The 15,466-nt window shown below is 35.1% G+C and carries 14 protein-coding genes and 1 pseudogene; 6 read left to right on the top strand and 9 right to left on the bottom strand.

What is annotated here, in order from left to right; genetic code table 11:
• From Megvenef_RS02250 to Megvenef_RS02230, 5 genes and pseudogenes are all read right to left on the bottom strand, one after another.
• A pseudogene (locus Megvenef_RS02250) lies at positions 1 to 1,005 on the bottom strand (hypothetical protein); the annotation flags it as partial.
• A gap of 60 nt (positions 1,006 to 1,065) precedes the next feature.
• On the bottom strand, positions 1,066 to 2,610 hold the full coding sequence (gene secD, locus Megvenef_RS02245; RefSeq protein WP_322776375.1) for a protein translocase subunit SecD: 1,545 nt from the start codon (positions 2,608 to 2,610) through the stop codon (positions 1,066 to 1,068).
• 21 nt (positions 2,611 to 2,631) lie between these two features.
• Positions 2,632 to 3,045, bottom strand: a complete 414-nt coding sequence (yajC, locus tag Megvenef_RS02240; protein ID WP_322776374.1) for a preprotein translocase subunit YajC — start codon at positions 3,043 to 3,045, stop codon at positions 2,632 to 2,634.
• A gap of 130 nt (positions 3,046 to 3,175) precedes the next feature.
• Positions 3,176 to 4,954, bottom strand: a complete 1,779-nt coding sequence (locus tag Megvenef_RS02235) for an ABC transporter ATP-binding protein (protein ID WP_322776373.1) — start codon at positions 4,952 to 4,954, stop codon at positions 3,176 to 3,178.
• 155 nt (positions 4,955 to 5,109) lie between these two features.
• Positions 5,110 to 5,805 (bottom strand): winged helix-turn-helix domain-containing protein, encoded by a 696-nt coding sequence (locus Megvenef_RS02230; protein ID WP_322776372.1) that lies wholly within the window; start codon positions 5,803 to 5,805, stop codon positions 5,110 to 5,112.
• Between the two features lie 235 nt (positions 5,806 to 6,040).
• On the opposite strand from Megvenef_RS02230, the gene rpsF reads away from it, so the two are divergent.
• The 3 genes from rpsF to rplI are packed head-to-tail and all read left to right on the top strand — an operon-like array spanning position 6,041 to position 7,368.
• On the top strand, positions 6,041 to 6,409 hold the full coding sequence (gene rpsF / locus Megvenef_RS02225) for a 30S ribosomal protein S6 (protein WP_322776371.1): 369 nt from the start codon (positions 6,041 to 6,043) through the stop codon (positions 6,407 to 6,409).
• A 35-nt stretch (positions 6,410 to 6,444) separates the two neighbouring features.
• Positions 6,445 to 6,735, top strand: a complete 291-nt coding sequence (rpsR, locus tag Megvenef_RS02220; protein WP_322776370.1) for a 30S ribosomal protein S18 — start codon at positions 6,445 to 6,447, stop codon at positions 6,733 to 6,735.
• A gap of 48 nt (positions 6,736 to 6,783) precedes the next feature.
• Positions 6,784 to 7,368: a 50S ribosomal protein L9 gene (rplI, locus tag Megvenef_RS02215; protein ID WP_322776369.1), complete on the top strand. Its 585-nt coding sequence runs from the start codon at positions 6,784 to 6,786 to the stop codon at positions 7,366 to 7,368.
• Positions 7,369 to 7,380: 12 nt separating this feature from the next.
• Here the strand turns inward: rplI and Megvenef_RS02210 are convergent, their stop codons facing one another.
• Positions 7,381 to 7,536, bottom strand: a complete 156-nt coding sequence (locus Megvenef_RS02210; RefSeq protein ID WP_322776368.1) for a hypothetical protein — start codon at positions 7,534 to 7,536, stop codon at positions 7,381 to 7,383.
• Positions 7,537 to 7,793: 257 nt separating this feature from the next.
• On the opposite strand from Megvenef_RS02210, the gene Megvenef_RS02205 reads away from it, so the two are divergent.
• Positions 7,794 to 9,620 carry an autotransporter domain-containing protein gene (locus tag Megvenef_RS02205; RefSeq protein WP_322776367.1) on the top strand — a complete coding sequence of 609 codons (1,827 nt, stop codon included), beginning with the start codon at positions 7,794 to 7,796 and terminating at the stop codon, positions 9,618 to 9,620.
• A 346-nt stretch (positions 9,621 to 9,966) separates the two neighbouring features.
• On the opposite strand, the gene Megvenef_RS02200 is transcribed toward Megvenef_RS02205, so the two are convergent.
• From Megvenef_RS02200 to Megvenef_RS02190, 3 genes are all read right to left on the bottom strand, one after another.
• Positions 9,967 to 10,500 carry a DUF924 family protein gene (locus tag Megvenef_RS02200; protein ID WP_322776366.1) on the bottom strand — a complete coding sequence of 178 codons (534 nt, stop codon included), beginning with the start codon at positions 10,498 to 10,500 and terminating at the stop codon, positions 9,967 to 9,969.
• A gap of 185 nt (positions 10,501 to 10,685) precedes the next feature.
• On the bottom strand, positions 10,686 to 11,192 hold the full coding sequence (locus tag Megvenef_RS02195; RefSeq protein ID WP_322776365.1) for a CarD family transcriptional regulator: 507 nt from the start codon (positions 11,190 to 11,192) through the stop codon (positions 10,686 to 10,688).
• A gap of 87 nt (positions 11,193 to 11,279) precedes the next feature.
• A complete protein-coding gene (locus Megvenef_RS02190; protein WP_322776364.1) occupies positions 11,280 to 13,601 on the bottom strand; it encodes a DNA translocase FtsK in 2,322 nt (773 codons plus the stop codon).
• A gap of 255 nt (positions 13,602 to 13,856) precedes the next feature.
• Between Megvenef_RS02190 and Megvenef_RS02185 the strand changes: the two genes are divergently transcribed.
• Positions 13,857 to 14,840 carry a hypothetical protein gene (locus tag Megvenef_RS02185; RefSeq protein ID WP_322776363.1) on the top strand — a complete coding sequence of 328 codons (984 nt, stop codon included), beginning with the start codon at positions 13,857 to 13,859 and terminating at the stop codon, positions 14,838 to 14,840.
• 126 nt (positions 14,841 to 14,966) lie between these two features.
• Positions 14,967 to 15,466: transposase (locus Megvenef_RS02180; RefSeq protein ID WP_322776251.1), on the top strand; the 500-nt coding region annotated here is incomplete at its 3' end.

Here is a 15,466-nt window from a genome sequence, read left to right as displayed (position 1 = left end):
GTTTATGACTAGTAGTAAGCTCTGTTCGTTAAATGATTTAGCTAAAACTAATAAATTACTAAAACTATGGTCTGTCCGACCAAAAAAATCATGCGTATCTCTAAAGTAACTGGCCCAAATAAAATTACTCATTATTGGAGCGCACAATATCAACAAGTAAAGAATAAAATTATACCTTAATTTCGATTCGTTTGAGCCTCTAATGTCTTTAAAAATAATGATCGAAGCACTTATTAGAGCCAGTATCAAACCAATTTCTCGAAACAAAGGTAGTAATACAAAAATTGGGAACGATGCAATTATAGCCCTTTTATTATTTGTCTCTAAAATATATATCGCCACAATTGAATAAAACATTAAGCCAATAGTGCTATCATTATAAATCGACCGAATACCCGTGGTATAAAGCATAATGATCGCTAATATTGGCGTGATGATGAAAATACTGTGCCAAAAATTTTTATTGGCCATTAAAGGAGCCAAAAAAATCAGATGGAAAATAAAATGCGCAAGTAGCGCCTTTGCTTCAGAATATCCTGAAAACAATAACATAAAATAATGATAGACTGCCGGCCCCCGTGGGTAATGAGCATGTATAGGAAATATCGACGTGAACATATCCTGTTTTTCAAAAACATTACTAAGTAACAGCTCCTTACTTGCCTCCCCCCAAAATGAAAAATCATCCCAAGAACTAAAATACGCATTTCTAGTATAAAAGGCATAAATTAAAATAGCACAAAGCAGAATAGTAATTTCACCCCAATATTGCTTCAAACAATAGCGTAATTCTTTTCTATCCAAATAAACATAAGTACAAAAACTAACCATACCCACAATATAGACAAGATAAGTAGCTAGAAACAGCAACTCACACATTGCACAGATATATAAAAAGACAATTATTAAGGACAGGGAAGCAGGAAGAGAGTAAGTAAATTTAACCTTGAAATATCTTGTTGGTAAGTAAGCTATGCCAAAATAAGCTAATATAGAAATTAACATAGTATTTTCTCCGCTGCAAGCAAGGCTAGATATAACAAATTAAATAACAATAATACAGCATTATAAACCAAGACTTTTTGGCTTAAACGTTTTAAGCCAAATATCTATCATTAGCTTTGTTATTACTAGAGCAGTATACATCGAACAAACAATACCTATAGTTAGTGTAACAGCAAACCCTTTGATCGTCCCAACGCCGAAGCTATATAGCAAGAACGCAGCTATCAAGGTCGTAACATTAGAGTCGGTAATCGTGGCAAAGGCTGATTCAAATCCTAACTTCACGGCATACAGATTAGAACAACCTTTTGAAAGTTCTTCACGTATTCTCTCATATATAAGAACGTTAGCATCAACTGCCATACCTATCGTTAAAATAATACCAGCAATACCAGGTAAAGTTAGGGTAGCTTGCAGCATAGAAAGAAGTGCAAAAATATACAACAGCGCTATTACCAGAGTAATATTAGCAATCAAGCCAAGAATCCCATACGCAAGAACCATAAATACAGCAACAAAGATAAACCCTACAATAGCAGCAGTTTTACCTGACTCAATTGAATCCGCACCCAGGTTAGGCCCTATTGACCTCTCTTCCACAATTTTTAATGGCGCTGGCAACGCACCAGCTTTGAGCATTAAAGCTAACTCAGTTGCTGATTCAACAGTAAAATGGCCAGAAATAACACCATCACCACCAACAATAGGATCATTAATAACCGGAGCGCTTAAGACTCTTCCGTCAAGGATGATCGCCAAACGCTTACCACGGTTCTTTGTTGTTGCTTCAGCAAATTTCTTAGCACCCATATTATTTAAAGAGAAATGAACCACGGGCATAGCTTCCTGAAACTGTGCTTGAGCATTATTTAGCTGATCACCGCTAACTATCACTTTTTTCTTAATAACCATTATCTCAGAACCATCTTCTGATTTCACTATTTTAGAATCAAGTGGAGCATGCCCAGTTTTAGCACGTTCCAAATTGGCACTATCATCAACCAAATGAAAGGTTAATTTTGCTGTTTTGCCAAGTACTCTCTTAAGTTCCGCCGGATTTTCTTCTCCTGGAACTTGTAACAAAATATCCCTTACCCCTTGGCGTTGAATAGTTGGTTCTTTTGTCCCTGTGCTATCAACCCTCATCCTAACAATCTCTATTGACTGATCAATAACCTTATCCTGAAGCTGATTCAGCTCATATTCACTATAATACAAAGTCATAATACTTCCTTCAACTGCGAAAGAAAGATTAGGATCAATGTTCTTTATAATTTTTTTTAGACTTTTGAGATCATCATTATCTCGAAAATCAAATTTAATATTATTTCTTGATACCTGAAGGTTTCTATAACCAATTTTTTCATCTCTTAAATATTTTCTCAGAGACTCGACAACTGACTGGCTGACATCATCCATGTAGCTATCAAAATCAGCACTAAGAAGAAGGTGCGAACCTCCTCTTAAATCCAAACCCAAATTTATTTTATCACCAGGAAACCAACTCAGACGATGGTTATTCGTAAAGTTCGGCAATACGTATAAAATCGCGATTAAAGTAAATATTACAGAAATAATAAATTTGAATTTTGATATTTTTTGCACAGCAAACTCTTACAATTGTTATTATTTCTTTTTTTGCTTCACAGAAGAAGCAGATTTGGCATCAATTTGCTTCTTATCTTTAGTATCTTCAGGTTTTTTACTCCTACTAACTATATCGGCAATCGAAGTTTTGAGCACTTTAATTTCAACGTCTTTTGCAATTTGTAGCATTACAGTATTATCACTATCATTGATTTTACTAATAACTCCAAATAAACCAGAATTTGTCATTACTTCTTCTCCTTTCTTTACCCCAGAAACTAAAGTTTCTTGATTACGACGCTTTTTTTCCTGTGGACGAATAAGCAAAAAATAGAACACCACAAAGATTAGCACCATTGGGACAAGGCTTGTCCATCCATTAGACTCAACTGGAGGAGGAGCTGCTGCAGCACTACTTGTATCTTGAACGGTAATAGTATCTGTTGTATCCATTTTGTACCTCTATAAATATCTAATCAAGTTTTTGCTATATTATACATGCTTACAGCAAGCGTCAAATTAAATCAGACTTAATGAATTCATGAGCGGCCCTTGCGCACTAGGCTCACAAAATTCCTTTGTATCAGTTGATTTGATGCTTGCTATTATTTGTCTCTTTCAATTGCTTGTTGTACAATTTGTAATATTCTTTTTGAAGTTTTAGCAATTCAGAATGTTGTCCTTGTTCTATAATTTTGCCATTTTTCATTACTACAATCTGATCGGCATCTTTAATGCTTGCTAACCTGTGAGTTATGATCATAGTTGTCCTACCTAACCTAAGCCTTGCCAATGAATCTATTATTGATCTTTCGGAATTTGGGTCTAGCGCGCTTGTTGCTTCATCTAAGACCAGAATGGGAGCGTCCTTTAAAAAAGCTCTAGCAATTGACAGCCTTTGTCTTTGGCCACCAGATAGGGTTGTTCCATTCGACCCTATCATTGTGTCATACCCATCGGGTAAGGCAAGAATAAATTCGTGGGCATCAGCAGACTTAGCCGCCTTAATCACCAAATCTCTTGAAGCTCCCATTGTTCCATAAGAAATATTCTCTAGAACTGTAGTATCGAAAAGCACTGTTTCCTGAGAAACCAAAGAGATTTGACTCCTTAATGACTTAAGGGATATGTCTTTTATGTCATAGTCATCAATCACTATTTGTCCAAGTGACGGATCAAACATTCGAATCACTAGATTAGCAACAGTGGTTTTACCGCTGCCTGAGCTACCTACAAAAGCATATGTTTTTCCAGTATCAACCTTTAAGTCTAGTGACTTCAAAGCTACCTTACCGTTGGAAAATTTCATTTCAACATTTTTGAATTCAATGTACGGAGAGATGAAAACAGGGCTACTAGCATTATCCTTATCTGAAATAATCGGTTTAAAATCAAGAATATTAAAAACACGATTGGCTGCCGTAATGCCCTCTTGTAAGTTTACATTTAACGCTACAAGGCTTTTAAATGGCCTGTAAGCCGAAACAAAAGCGGTAATAAAAGCAAATAATGCACCAGTACTCATTTTGCCTTGGATCACGGCAAAACCACCATACCAAAGGACGCAAGCTATTGCAAAACCACTTAATATTTCCATTATCGGCGAGGTTAGAGAATCAAATTTTGCCGCCTTTTTATAGAACTGCAGAATATTTGAGGTTATTTTTCTTGCTCTATCAGCTTCTATTTTTTCCGTACAAAAAGATTTAATCACCTTGATAGATGAAAAAGTTTCATCTAACCTTGCTGTAAAATCTCCTAATTCTTCCTGAGCTGAAGTTGTTACACCACGCATTTTTCGCCCAAGCCTTTGAATTGGATATATCGCAAGCGGGAACGCCAAGAAAATAAATAATGCCAGAAACGGATCTAAGCTAAACATTATTCCGATCAAAAATATTACCGATAACAAATGCTTAGCACAACCAACTAAAAGGTCGGACACCGCTCCCCTCATTAACATTATGTCATTTGTAAATCTTGAGATCAATCTACCCGAAGATTGAGACTGGATGAACAAAAAATCTGCTTGTAACAGGTGCTCATACATAAGCATCTGTAAGTTTGTAAGAATTTGCTGACCAATAAATTTAATAAAATAACTCTGAAAATACTCTGCTATACCTTTTATTGAATATATAGATAACATCAAAAGAGGAATCACTACCAACATATGACGATCATGCGTCAAAAACACTCTATCAATTGCTGGTTGCACTAACCTTACAATTGCTGCAGAACAAATTGCGACAATCACCATAAAAAATATCGCCGTAAAGATTTGTCTCTTATAAGCAGACACATGGTCTTTTAAAAGCCTTTTTATTACTTGCAGCGACTCAAGCTTTCTTTCAATTATCAATTTTTAATACTCCTAAACCATTAAGCTCTCGATGCACATCAAATAAGTCAGTTACTAGTAAACTTAGGGGTATTTGGTGCGAGACACGATGAAGCAAAGCCTTTACATAATAGATGAAACGATTAACAAGCTACCCAAGTACCAATCATTATTGTTTAATCTAAACAATATCCTGCAGATCTTATTGTCTTGATCAGTGGATATCTATCAGAATCAAGTTTCATTAGAGTTCTAATCCTATTTATATGGACATCAATAGTTCTATGAGCAATATCTTTTTCCGTTCCCCAAACATAATCAATAATTTGGCGACGTGAATATATATTTTTAGGTTTCTGAACAAAGAGTTCTAAAATTTTGAACTCTGTTGGCCCCAAGTGAACTTGTTTAGCTCCCCTGTGAACCCTAAAAGTTGAGAGGTCCATACTGATATCACCATATTTGATAATTTTGTCCTGGAATATGGGTTTAGATTTTCTAAGCAACAATCTGATCGTTGTCATTAGTTCATTAGGAGTAAAAGGCCTGCGTATTATCTCAGTATAACCTCCACTAATTAAATTATAATTATCAACCGGTTCACCTTGTTCAATAATAAATACTATAGGTAATTCTTTTAATTCAATTATCTTTCTAAGAGCTACTCCAACCTCTATTGCAGACTTGTCTTGTACTCTAGAGCTAACTATAGCCACATTTGGTAAATGTACTTGAGCTGCTCTTTGGGCTGTTTCAGAATTTCTTGCCCTTGTAACATCAAACCAGTAACGCTCAATGGTATTACAAAGGCTAGTATTCATTACCTCATCTGCTTCAACAACTAGTATTTTGGGCGGCAATTTATCTGACACGAATTAGTCTCCTTAAATTAACTTAAATTCAATTTTTATTTAGCGTCAGTCATTATAATTCTTTATATGGTTACAACCAAGTAAAATACAATTAACGTAAGTGCTTTTTTTATTCTTTATGTTTAATTAAGGACATTTTTGCATGATTAAGAAAGATAATGCTTGAACAAATTAGTTTATATTGTTATAAATGGCCATATTTTATAAAGTCACTTATTAATTGGAGACGCTTTTTATGGCATTTTACGAGTCCATTATTATTATTCGTCAGGACGTTTCGTCAGCTGATGTCGACAAGATCGTTGATGATCTTAAGCAGGTAATCAAGAATTATGACGGCAACGTGGTAAAAACAGAATATTGGGGCCTCAGAACTCTTGCTTATGAAATTCAGAACAATAAGAAAGGTCATTACTATTTCATGGGTATTGAAGCAAATAAGCCTCTATTAGATGAACTTGATAGAAAAACTAAACTTAGCGAAAGCATAATTAGAACTTCTCTAGTACGTGTAGATGCAATCAGCAAAGATCCATCTCCTATCCTTAGAGCAAAAAGCAGTGACGACGAAAATATAGTTGATGTAACGTCAAATCGAAACTAAAGCAATTCATTCGAAAATAAAAGTAGATTAATTTCATGGCATACGAACCTTCTTCAGAACCAAACAAATCATTTGAAAACTCAAACGATAGAACTAATAGAAAGCCGTTTTTTAAAAAGAGCAAAGGATGCCCTTTTTCAGGCAATGGGGCTAGCGTTATAGATTACAAAGACCCAGATCTTTTGGGGAAATTTATATCTGAAGGCGGCAGGATGTTACCAAGTAGAATTACCAACGTTTCTGCAAAACATCAACGAGCTTTAAAGAAAGCAATTAAACACAGCAGAACTCTTGCACTTTTACCTTTCGTTTATACAAGCAAGTAGTTTTCGGACTGAAATTATCATCATTGAACATTTTATTTATACACAAATATGCAAGTTATCTTAGTAAAGCCAGTTAGAAAGTTAGGAAAAGTTGGGAACACCGTTACCGTCGCCGATGGTTTTGGTCGCAACTATTTAATCCCTCAAGAATTTGCAATAAGGGCTACCAAAGAAAATATCGCTAAATTTTCTTCTTTGCAAAAAGATATGGAAGCTAAAAATGCTGAAAATAAAGTTGACGCAGAAAAAGTGGTAGCTGCTATTAAAAGCAAGCACATAACTTTTATAACTCAATCTGCTGCTGATGGAAGATTATTTGGTTCTGTCAGTGCAAAAGCAATAGCAGCTGAGCTTTCAAAGCTTGCGAATGTACCACTTAATTATACCAATGTTCTTCTTGATACTCCTATTAAATTCAATGGTATATTTGACGTTCAAGTTATCCTTCATCCTGAGGTTATTACTACTATATTAGTGGTAGTTGCCAAAACTGATACCGAAGCACAAGACGCTCTAAGAGAATATAAAGAAGGCGGTAAAAAAGACGCTCAACAGAAAGAAGATGAGCTAAGCGCAATGGAAGCAGAGAATTCAAAGCAAAAGGAAGTAACGGAAGAAGAAGACGCAAACTAAGCGTAGGAAGTATTAAAAAGCTTTCTTAGCAACAACCAACTGCACTATAAAATTTACCACAAGATTGGGCTGCAAAAGTAAATAATCCTGGTACCGCGCTATTACCGTATTTCTAGGATATCTGGCAGGAATGTTCGATGGAATTGTTGAAGTTTTTGTTTGCTTCATAAATGGCTTTACCTACGAATCATTTGACGGTATAAGCTTTGCAAAAGTGGTTGGAGTCGACACTAATTTTGACTAATTAGACTTTTCACGTTTTTAAATAAAAACTTATACTTTATCTAAATACTCTTTTGTTTTTTTCTATCTCCCTAAAAATTTTCGTAGTACTATTTTCTCTTATTATCCTGGTTTTATACAAAGACCAAAGGGCATGGTATAGTAAATTTTAATCTACTAGCCCGAACTTAACTATTTATTTTATGCGCAAACTATCGATATTTATACTCCAGTTTTTCACAATCTTTTTTTTAGCCTTAATATTAGGTTCATTTTCTGCTCATGCTAAATTTCAAGAGGAGTTCAGCAACATCTATACATTTGGTGATAGTTTTAGCTATCAAGGTACGTGGACTGAACTGCTGATGAAGCGCTATGGTATAAATTACATAGATAACAAAAATGGTTTTGCTTTTGGTGGAGGAAAAACTTTTGACTTACCGATCCAATTATCCAATTATACCTCTAATGTTGGTGGTTTTGATAGTAATGGTCTCTACCTAGTCTTCATGGGACCAAGTGACTCTGCTAATTCTCATAATAGAACTGCTATACCTGGCGGATTTTTAGGATTCGGTTTTGAGGCCAATCAATATAATAATACTGGATTATCATTTGATGATTTTGTAATGCAATACAACAAAGGAGTATTTAATTTTAGTGACCTTTTTCCTCAAACATATAACGACATACAAAATAGAGCAAAATCATATGGTAATTTTATAAATCATATTTCAACTAATGGAGCTCACTATATTGTTCTGTTAAATCAATTCAATGATGGATTACGCCAGGATGGTTCTAGTGAGTGGTCTTTATTTTTCCATGGTATATGGAGCAATGAATTTAATAAAGCGGTTAATGAACAAATTGCTAGACAAGCTCCACATGCAAATATTATTTTTGTAGATACTAAAAGATTGTTGAATGAAGTAACCAGCAATCCTACCGCATATTTTACTCCTGACCAAATCCAAAGAACTCAAGAAAACCAAGGATTTTTTATATCCGCACACCCAACAGGTGACGCTCATCAATTAATTCAACACTATGTTGCTTCAATTTTAGAAGCTCCCAGCAGAGTAGCCTTGATGCGGGAGTTGCCTATTAATAATGGGCTCTTAGTAATAAATACGGTAGCTAAATTAGCCGGCGATTCAAACAATTTTAACAATAACAGTAAATCCTTTACTATTATACCAACTGGTACGTACCAGTTAAATTATGCTCCCGATTTTAGCACAAAACAATTGGGGCTTGGAGCTTCACATACGGCAAATCCAACTGTACTCGCAAATTGCATAATGAATGATTACTTGATAATTGGTACACAAGTACATTACTTCTATAATTATTCTCACTTTGCTAAAAAGTACGGTCGTGGAACTGTGAGTGAGCCAGCAGTTTCTTTACACGCCATGTATAATAATGCTGAAAATCATGTTTTTGGCTACATAATCAGTGGTTTTGGTAATATTAAATACAATATTCGTAGAGATATTCAGCTTGGGAGAAATCAAATTTCTGAGCAAGGAAAAACTACTGGTAAACGATATATGGCCGCAGGCGGATTCGGCTACAATTATACTTTAAAAGACACTACTCTTACTCCATTCTTAAATACTAGTTACCAGAGTGTTAGCCTAAAATCGTATAAAGAAAGAGGAGAAATCAGGAGTACCACAATGGCATTTAAAGTTCCAAGACGAGATTCTTTCCTTGGTGAAGTTGGTCTAAAAATTTCAAAAGAGCTAATCGCACGTAATATACCAATCTCACCTATGTTATCACTATCATATGTTCATGAATTTGCGAATACTATAAGTAAAAGAGCCCAAAGCAGAGTATCGGATATGCCTAAATATTTCTTTATTCCCACTTATGAAATACCAAAATCTTCTTTTAATATGAGCAGTGGTGTATCAATAAAAATAAATAATCGAATGTTTATTGATCTCAATTTAGGTATTAAGCCATTCAACAAAGTTAGTCTAGTAAATGCTGGATTATCTGCTAGCATTCATTTCTAAAACTTTAACTGATAATCAGCTTTGTAAAAGTCATCCTGAACTTGATTCAGAATCTAATTAACCCCAACTATGGATAAGATAAATATTAGATTTAGTTATGTCCGGCAAGAAACGCAGTCATACCGGGCTTGATCCGGTATCTTCTTATCTACCGTCATGCTGAACTCAGTTGGTTTCACCTGTCTCTTCGACCAAGTAATCTTCTCCTATCTCATGAGATCCTGAAGTAAATTCAGGATGACGGTGCGTACAGCGATCCCCAGTATAAACCATACGACTCTATTCCTTATCCATAGTTCAGGTTAATTAGGATCAGAAGACGATCCAGAATCAAGTTCAGGTTATCTTAGAAACTAGAATTTGGAGTACGTAAAAATTCCAATTCTTGTAAAGTTGAGATTCTGCCTAGTATCTTATTTCGATGAGGAAAACGGCTAAATCTAACAATGATATCATGGTGTGCTATAGCGTAGTTTAAGGTATTTATATTCTTCATTTTACTATATAATTCTACGGAGAGTTCTTGGTCTAGCAATAATTCACTATGCATGAGAGGCATATATAAAAACATGCGTTGATCCGAGTTAAGCTTTAAGTCAAAGCCTTTCTCAATTGCTTCTTTAACCAAAAATAGTGATATTTCATCTCCAGAAAAGGCTTGCGGGGTATCTCTAAACATATTACGTGGAAATTGATCTAAAACTAGTACTAAAGACAATAAACTTTCTGCCTTATTTTTCCAATTTTCTAATTCCCTATTAATAGCTTGATTATAAACTGTTAGAAACTTTTCCTGAATGAGAGTGTCAAACTCTGGCTCTTTTACAAACCACTTTTGCTTATTATTAAACCAAAAATCAATAACAACATTATAGTCCATAAATTATTCTTATCTTGGAATTTGAGCCTATATTATTAAGATTATACCTAGGCTATATAGTAATCAATGATAAGTAACAAAGCATATAATGCTTAATAGAAAACAACTAATCAAGCACTAAAAATACCTAGTCAAATTTATATCCATGATTTAAAAGGAAATACAATAAAAGTATTTTTTGTTAGTTAAGCTGCGGCTAGCTTCTCTCGCAATAACTCAACTAATTTTTCTGTCGCGGTGGCTATGGTTATATTTTCTAAAACTGCTATTTCAGTCGCAAGGCGGTTGAGTGCTGATTCGTAAATTGTTCTCTCACTATAAGAACGATCATTATCAACATTTTTATATAAATCACGTACAACTTCAGCAATGGCCTCAATTTGGCCAGAATTTATTTTGGTTTCGTACTCTTGAGCACGTCTGCTCCACATCTTATTTCCGCGTTTTGGTTTATCGTTCAAGATGCTATACACTTTATTAACATCACTTTTAGTAGCCAAGGTTCTAAGACCAGAAGCAGTAGCTCTTGAAACAGGAACTCGTAGAGTCATTTTATCATGCGGGAATGAAATTACATAAACTTCTAGCTTAATTTCACCTATTGCTTGACTCTCTATTTCAATAATTTCGCCGACGCCATGAGAAGGGTAGACTACTCTTTCACCAACTTTGAATTCTGGTTTTTTTGACATGCACACCTCATAAATTAAGGAAAATTACTCGGCAGGTATTATATCATATTTATATTGAGAATAAAAGCATATAATTTAGTTAATGAATTAATCTTTCGGTAATAAAACCTCTCTTTTCCCAGAATGATTAGGCGGGGAAAGGATACCGTTTTTTTCCATTGTCTCAACAATATTTGCCGCCCGGTTATACCCAATACGAAGGCAACGCTGAATATAACTGATTGAAGTTTTTCTTTCAGTTCTAACTATATTTACTGCTTGTGTGTATATATCATCATCCTCTCCTTCATCAGAGATCATATTAGAAGATATTTCATCGTCTCCTTCAGTTACAGCTGATATATATTCTGGCACTCCAGTTGACCTAAGAAAATTCGTAACTTTTTCAACTTCATTATCATCAACAAATGGACCGTGCACCCGGAGTATACGTGAACTATTGCCCATATAAAGCATATCACCCATGCCAAGGAGTTGCTCTGAACCTTGCTCACCAAGAATCGTTCTACTATCTATCTTGGAAGTCACCTTAAAGCTAATTCTACTTGGAAAATTAGCTTTAATCACACCTGTAATTACATCCACAGACGGCCTCTGAGTTGCCATAATTATGTGTATGCCTGCCGCTCTTGCCATTTGTGCCAAACGTTGGATGGATGTTTCAATATCTTTACCAGCCACAAGCATTAAGTCTGCCATTTCATCGACTATTACAACTATAAAAGGCATTTTATTCATATCAATCGGAACAGACTCGTACGATGGTTTACCTGTTTCAGGATCGAAACCAGTTTGAATTTTGCGTTCAAGAATTTGACCATCTTTTACAGCTTCTTGTAGCTTCGTATTATAATTAGCGATGCTTCTTACACCCAAATGCGACATTAAACGATATCTATTCTCCATCTCCTTAACCGCCCATTTCAATGCCACAACTGCTTTACCTGGCTCGGTAACAACGGGGGTCATAAGGTGAGGTATGTTGTCATAAGCAGATAGTTCAAGCATTTTAGGGTCTATCATAATCATACGACACTCTTGAGGTGTGTATCGATATAACAGCGACATAATCATTGCATTGATAGCCACAGACTTACCAGAACCAGTAGTACCTGCAACAAGCAAGTGAGGCATCTTCGCAAGATCAGCAACCATAGGTATCCCACCCAAATCCTTGCCCAAAATTATTGGCAGCATAATAGATCTATCTTGAAATTCTGCAGTTTGAACCAATTCTTTCAACCGGAAAAACATCCTTTGTTTGTTTGGCAGCTCAATACCTAAAACATTACGACCTGGGATTACGGCAATACGTGTGGAAATTGCTGAAAGAGAACGCGCTATATCATCGGCAAGTCCTATAACTCTGGATGACTTCGTCCCCGCTGCAGGCTCAAACTCATACATAGTTACCACTGGACCTTCACGAACATCAATTATTTTGCCTTTTACTCCAAAATCACTCAAGACAGCCAATAAATCTTCAGATTTTTGTTTTAATTCTTCTTGTGTTTGCGGTTTAAATTTCTGCTCCTGAGCATCTGCCAAAAGATCGACAGATGGTATTAAATCTTCGTTATCTTCTACGCTAATAGTCGCTGGTACAACCATCCTTGATACAGGGATATTTGCTACAGGAACTTGTGGGGAAGAAGCAGAATTTTGTTTAATAGGCAATATTTCTTTAACTAAAGAATCATTATTAACCTCAATCGTTGGAGCGATATTCTCCCGTCTCGTTTGCACGGGCTGGATCCTCTGACGCTCATTTACTTTATCAAATTCAGCAGATTCATAATAAGCTCGACCACTATCAATTGTTCCTATTTTCTTAGCTAATGTTTGAAGGACATCTATTTTTTTAATAGGCGAGACGAAAAAAACAATAATCTTGCTATACGTTTGAAGACTAATACCAAGGGCAAGAACCAAGGAAATTAAAGCTACGAGAGCAAAACAAATATATACATATGTTTTATATAAAGTCACATAATCAATACTTATAATCATACTCCATAAGCCAATTCCAAGAATACCACCGCTTCTAGATGGCAGAATAGCTATCTCAAAGTAATCAGCCGCGCAAGCCGCACATCCCACGGACATTAACATCAAAAAGAAGCGTGTTTTTGGGTACGTTATTTGACCAGAACGAAATAATTCATACGACCAAACCAAAGAAGCTAATGGAATTATATAAGCTGATATTCCCATAAGTTGGTATACTAAATCTGATAAATAAGATCCAAAATATAGTAATAAGTTACTAGGATAGCCATCTGTAACCAAATTAAACGAGGGATCACTTGGGTTATACGAAGCTAATGATCCAAAGGTGGCTATTGAAAAAACGAATAACAATATTGATCGTATTTTACTTCCAGCAAATAGACTTTTGATATACTTCATTGCCTTTTAATTTAAGTTTATTATTTTGCATTATAAGCTTAGCCAAAATTCAATCAAGTAAATTGGACTTACCAACGCAGAAAAGTTGATGCAGATAAACTTAGTAACAGTGTGCACCACAATGGGCATTAAATTTTAATTTTTTAATTAATAATTTATTTACTTTTATGCATCATACTAGCTTTTAGTAATTTCCAATATTTTAAGGATTTTTACTAAAATCATGTAACTAAATACAAAAAAATAGGTAGTAATATGAAGAGAGAAGAACATAAAGAAGAACATAAAGAAAGCTTAAGAGCAAGCTCAATCTCAATAGGACATAGTGTTAAAACTACAATAAACTCATATCAAGATATGAAAGGGCATTTAAGTGAATATTATGATGCGTTTGTTGCGCACCCTTTGTCCTTCGGAGTTGACGTTGAAACAGCTCATGAAATACAAAATATGAATTCTCTCCAAGCAAAAGGACTCTGGGTTTTGTTCAAAAAACAATTCAAACTAAAATTAGAACAGCTTGAACAGCATGACCTAGCTGAATTATTAAATCAAGACCTAGCTGAATTATTAAATCAAGACCTAGCTGAAGATGGAGTAACGGTTGCTTCTAAAGAAGCTTTAAAAATGATTTTAAAGCATCCAGAAAAAGTAGAATATCATCTAGAGCCTGAAATGATTCTGGCTATACAATCTCTGAATAGTAGCCAAAAAGAAGATCTGATGAAAGAAACAGCTTCTTTATACCATATTGAATTAGGTGAGTCTGCAGGACACAAGATTTTGGCTTTTCTCAAGGGTTTGTGGACAAAATTATCGCCAGTACTAGAAAAAATATTTGGAGCACTAATTGAGCATGGTATTGATAAACTAGGCGATGCTATGGGAACAAAACTACCAAGTGATATCAGCGAAAGTATAAAAGATAGCATCAGTGACATAGGTCATGAAACTGTTAAGATTACAACCAAAACCGTTTCTGGACTAATAGATGATGGCCTAAATGGCGAAAGTGCTCTTGTCACTCTAAAAGAAAGTGTGGCGAGTTTAAGCATCACAGTCGTTAAAGAAGTAGGTGAAGCAGCAGAACATAGCGCAAGTGGCGTTATGGGACTCGTAGGCGCTCAGTTAGGAGTTAGTCTTAACCCGCTTACAGCATCATCTATTGATATTCATGAAAATAGTGGTAGTGTTAGCACCCTTGGAAGCACTATTGTACATGAAGATCATCACGGTTAATTGATATAAGTTGATTATTTTCAACTATTTAAAAGAATAAAAAACCACCTCTAGGGTCTGTCCATCTAAGTGTGTAAATTCCTTATAGGTTATATAATCAATTAATATAACTAAGAGGAATAAAATATGACTAAAAACACTATCAATAATAAGAATAATGAAGCTATATCCGCAGCGATAGATTTACTGGTAAGTAAAGAAGTAGATCTATCGAATGTTTTAAGCAAAGGCGGGTTATTGAAACAACTAACAAAACGTCTTGTGGAAAAAGCTTTACAGGCAGAGATGAATAATCATCTAGGTTATGACAGATACGATCGTATTATCACTTCTAATAACGCCCGTAACGGTGTATCTCAAAAGAATCTAATCACTGATAATGGCCTTATTACAATAGACGTTCCAAGGGATAGAGATGCTGAGTTTGAACCTGCAATCATTCCCAAAAGAAAAACAAGAATTGAAGGTTTAGATCAAAAAATTCTATCCTTATACGCCAAAGGAATGAGTCTATCAGATATTAAACTTCAGATTCAGGAACTATACGGGGCTGACATTAGCGAAAGCCTTGTTAGTAGAATTACTGATGATGTCATGGACGATGTTAAAGCTTGGCAAGGCAGGCC

The sequence above is a fragment of the Candidatus Megaera venefica genome (assembly GCF_034554655.1).
In the GTDB taxonomy this organism is placed as follows: domain Bacteria; phylum Pseudomonadota; class Alphaproteobacteria; order Rickettsiales; family Rickettsiaceae; genus Megaera_A; species Megaera_A venefica.
This window is presented reverse-complemented; position numbering and strand designations above follow the sequence as displayed.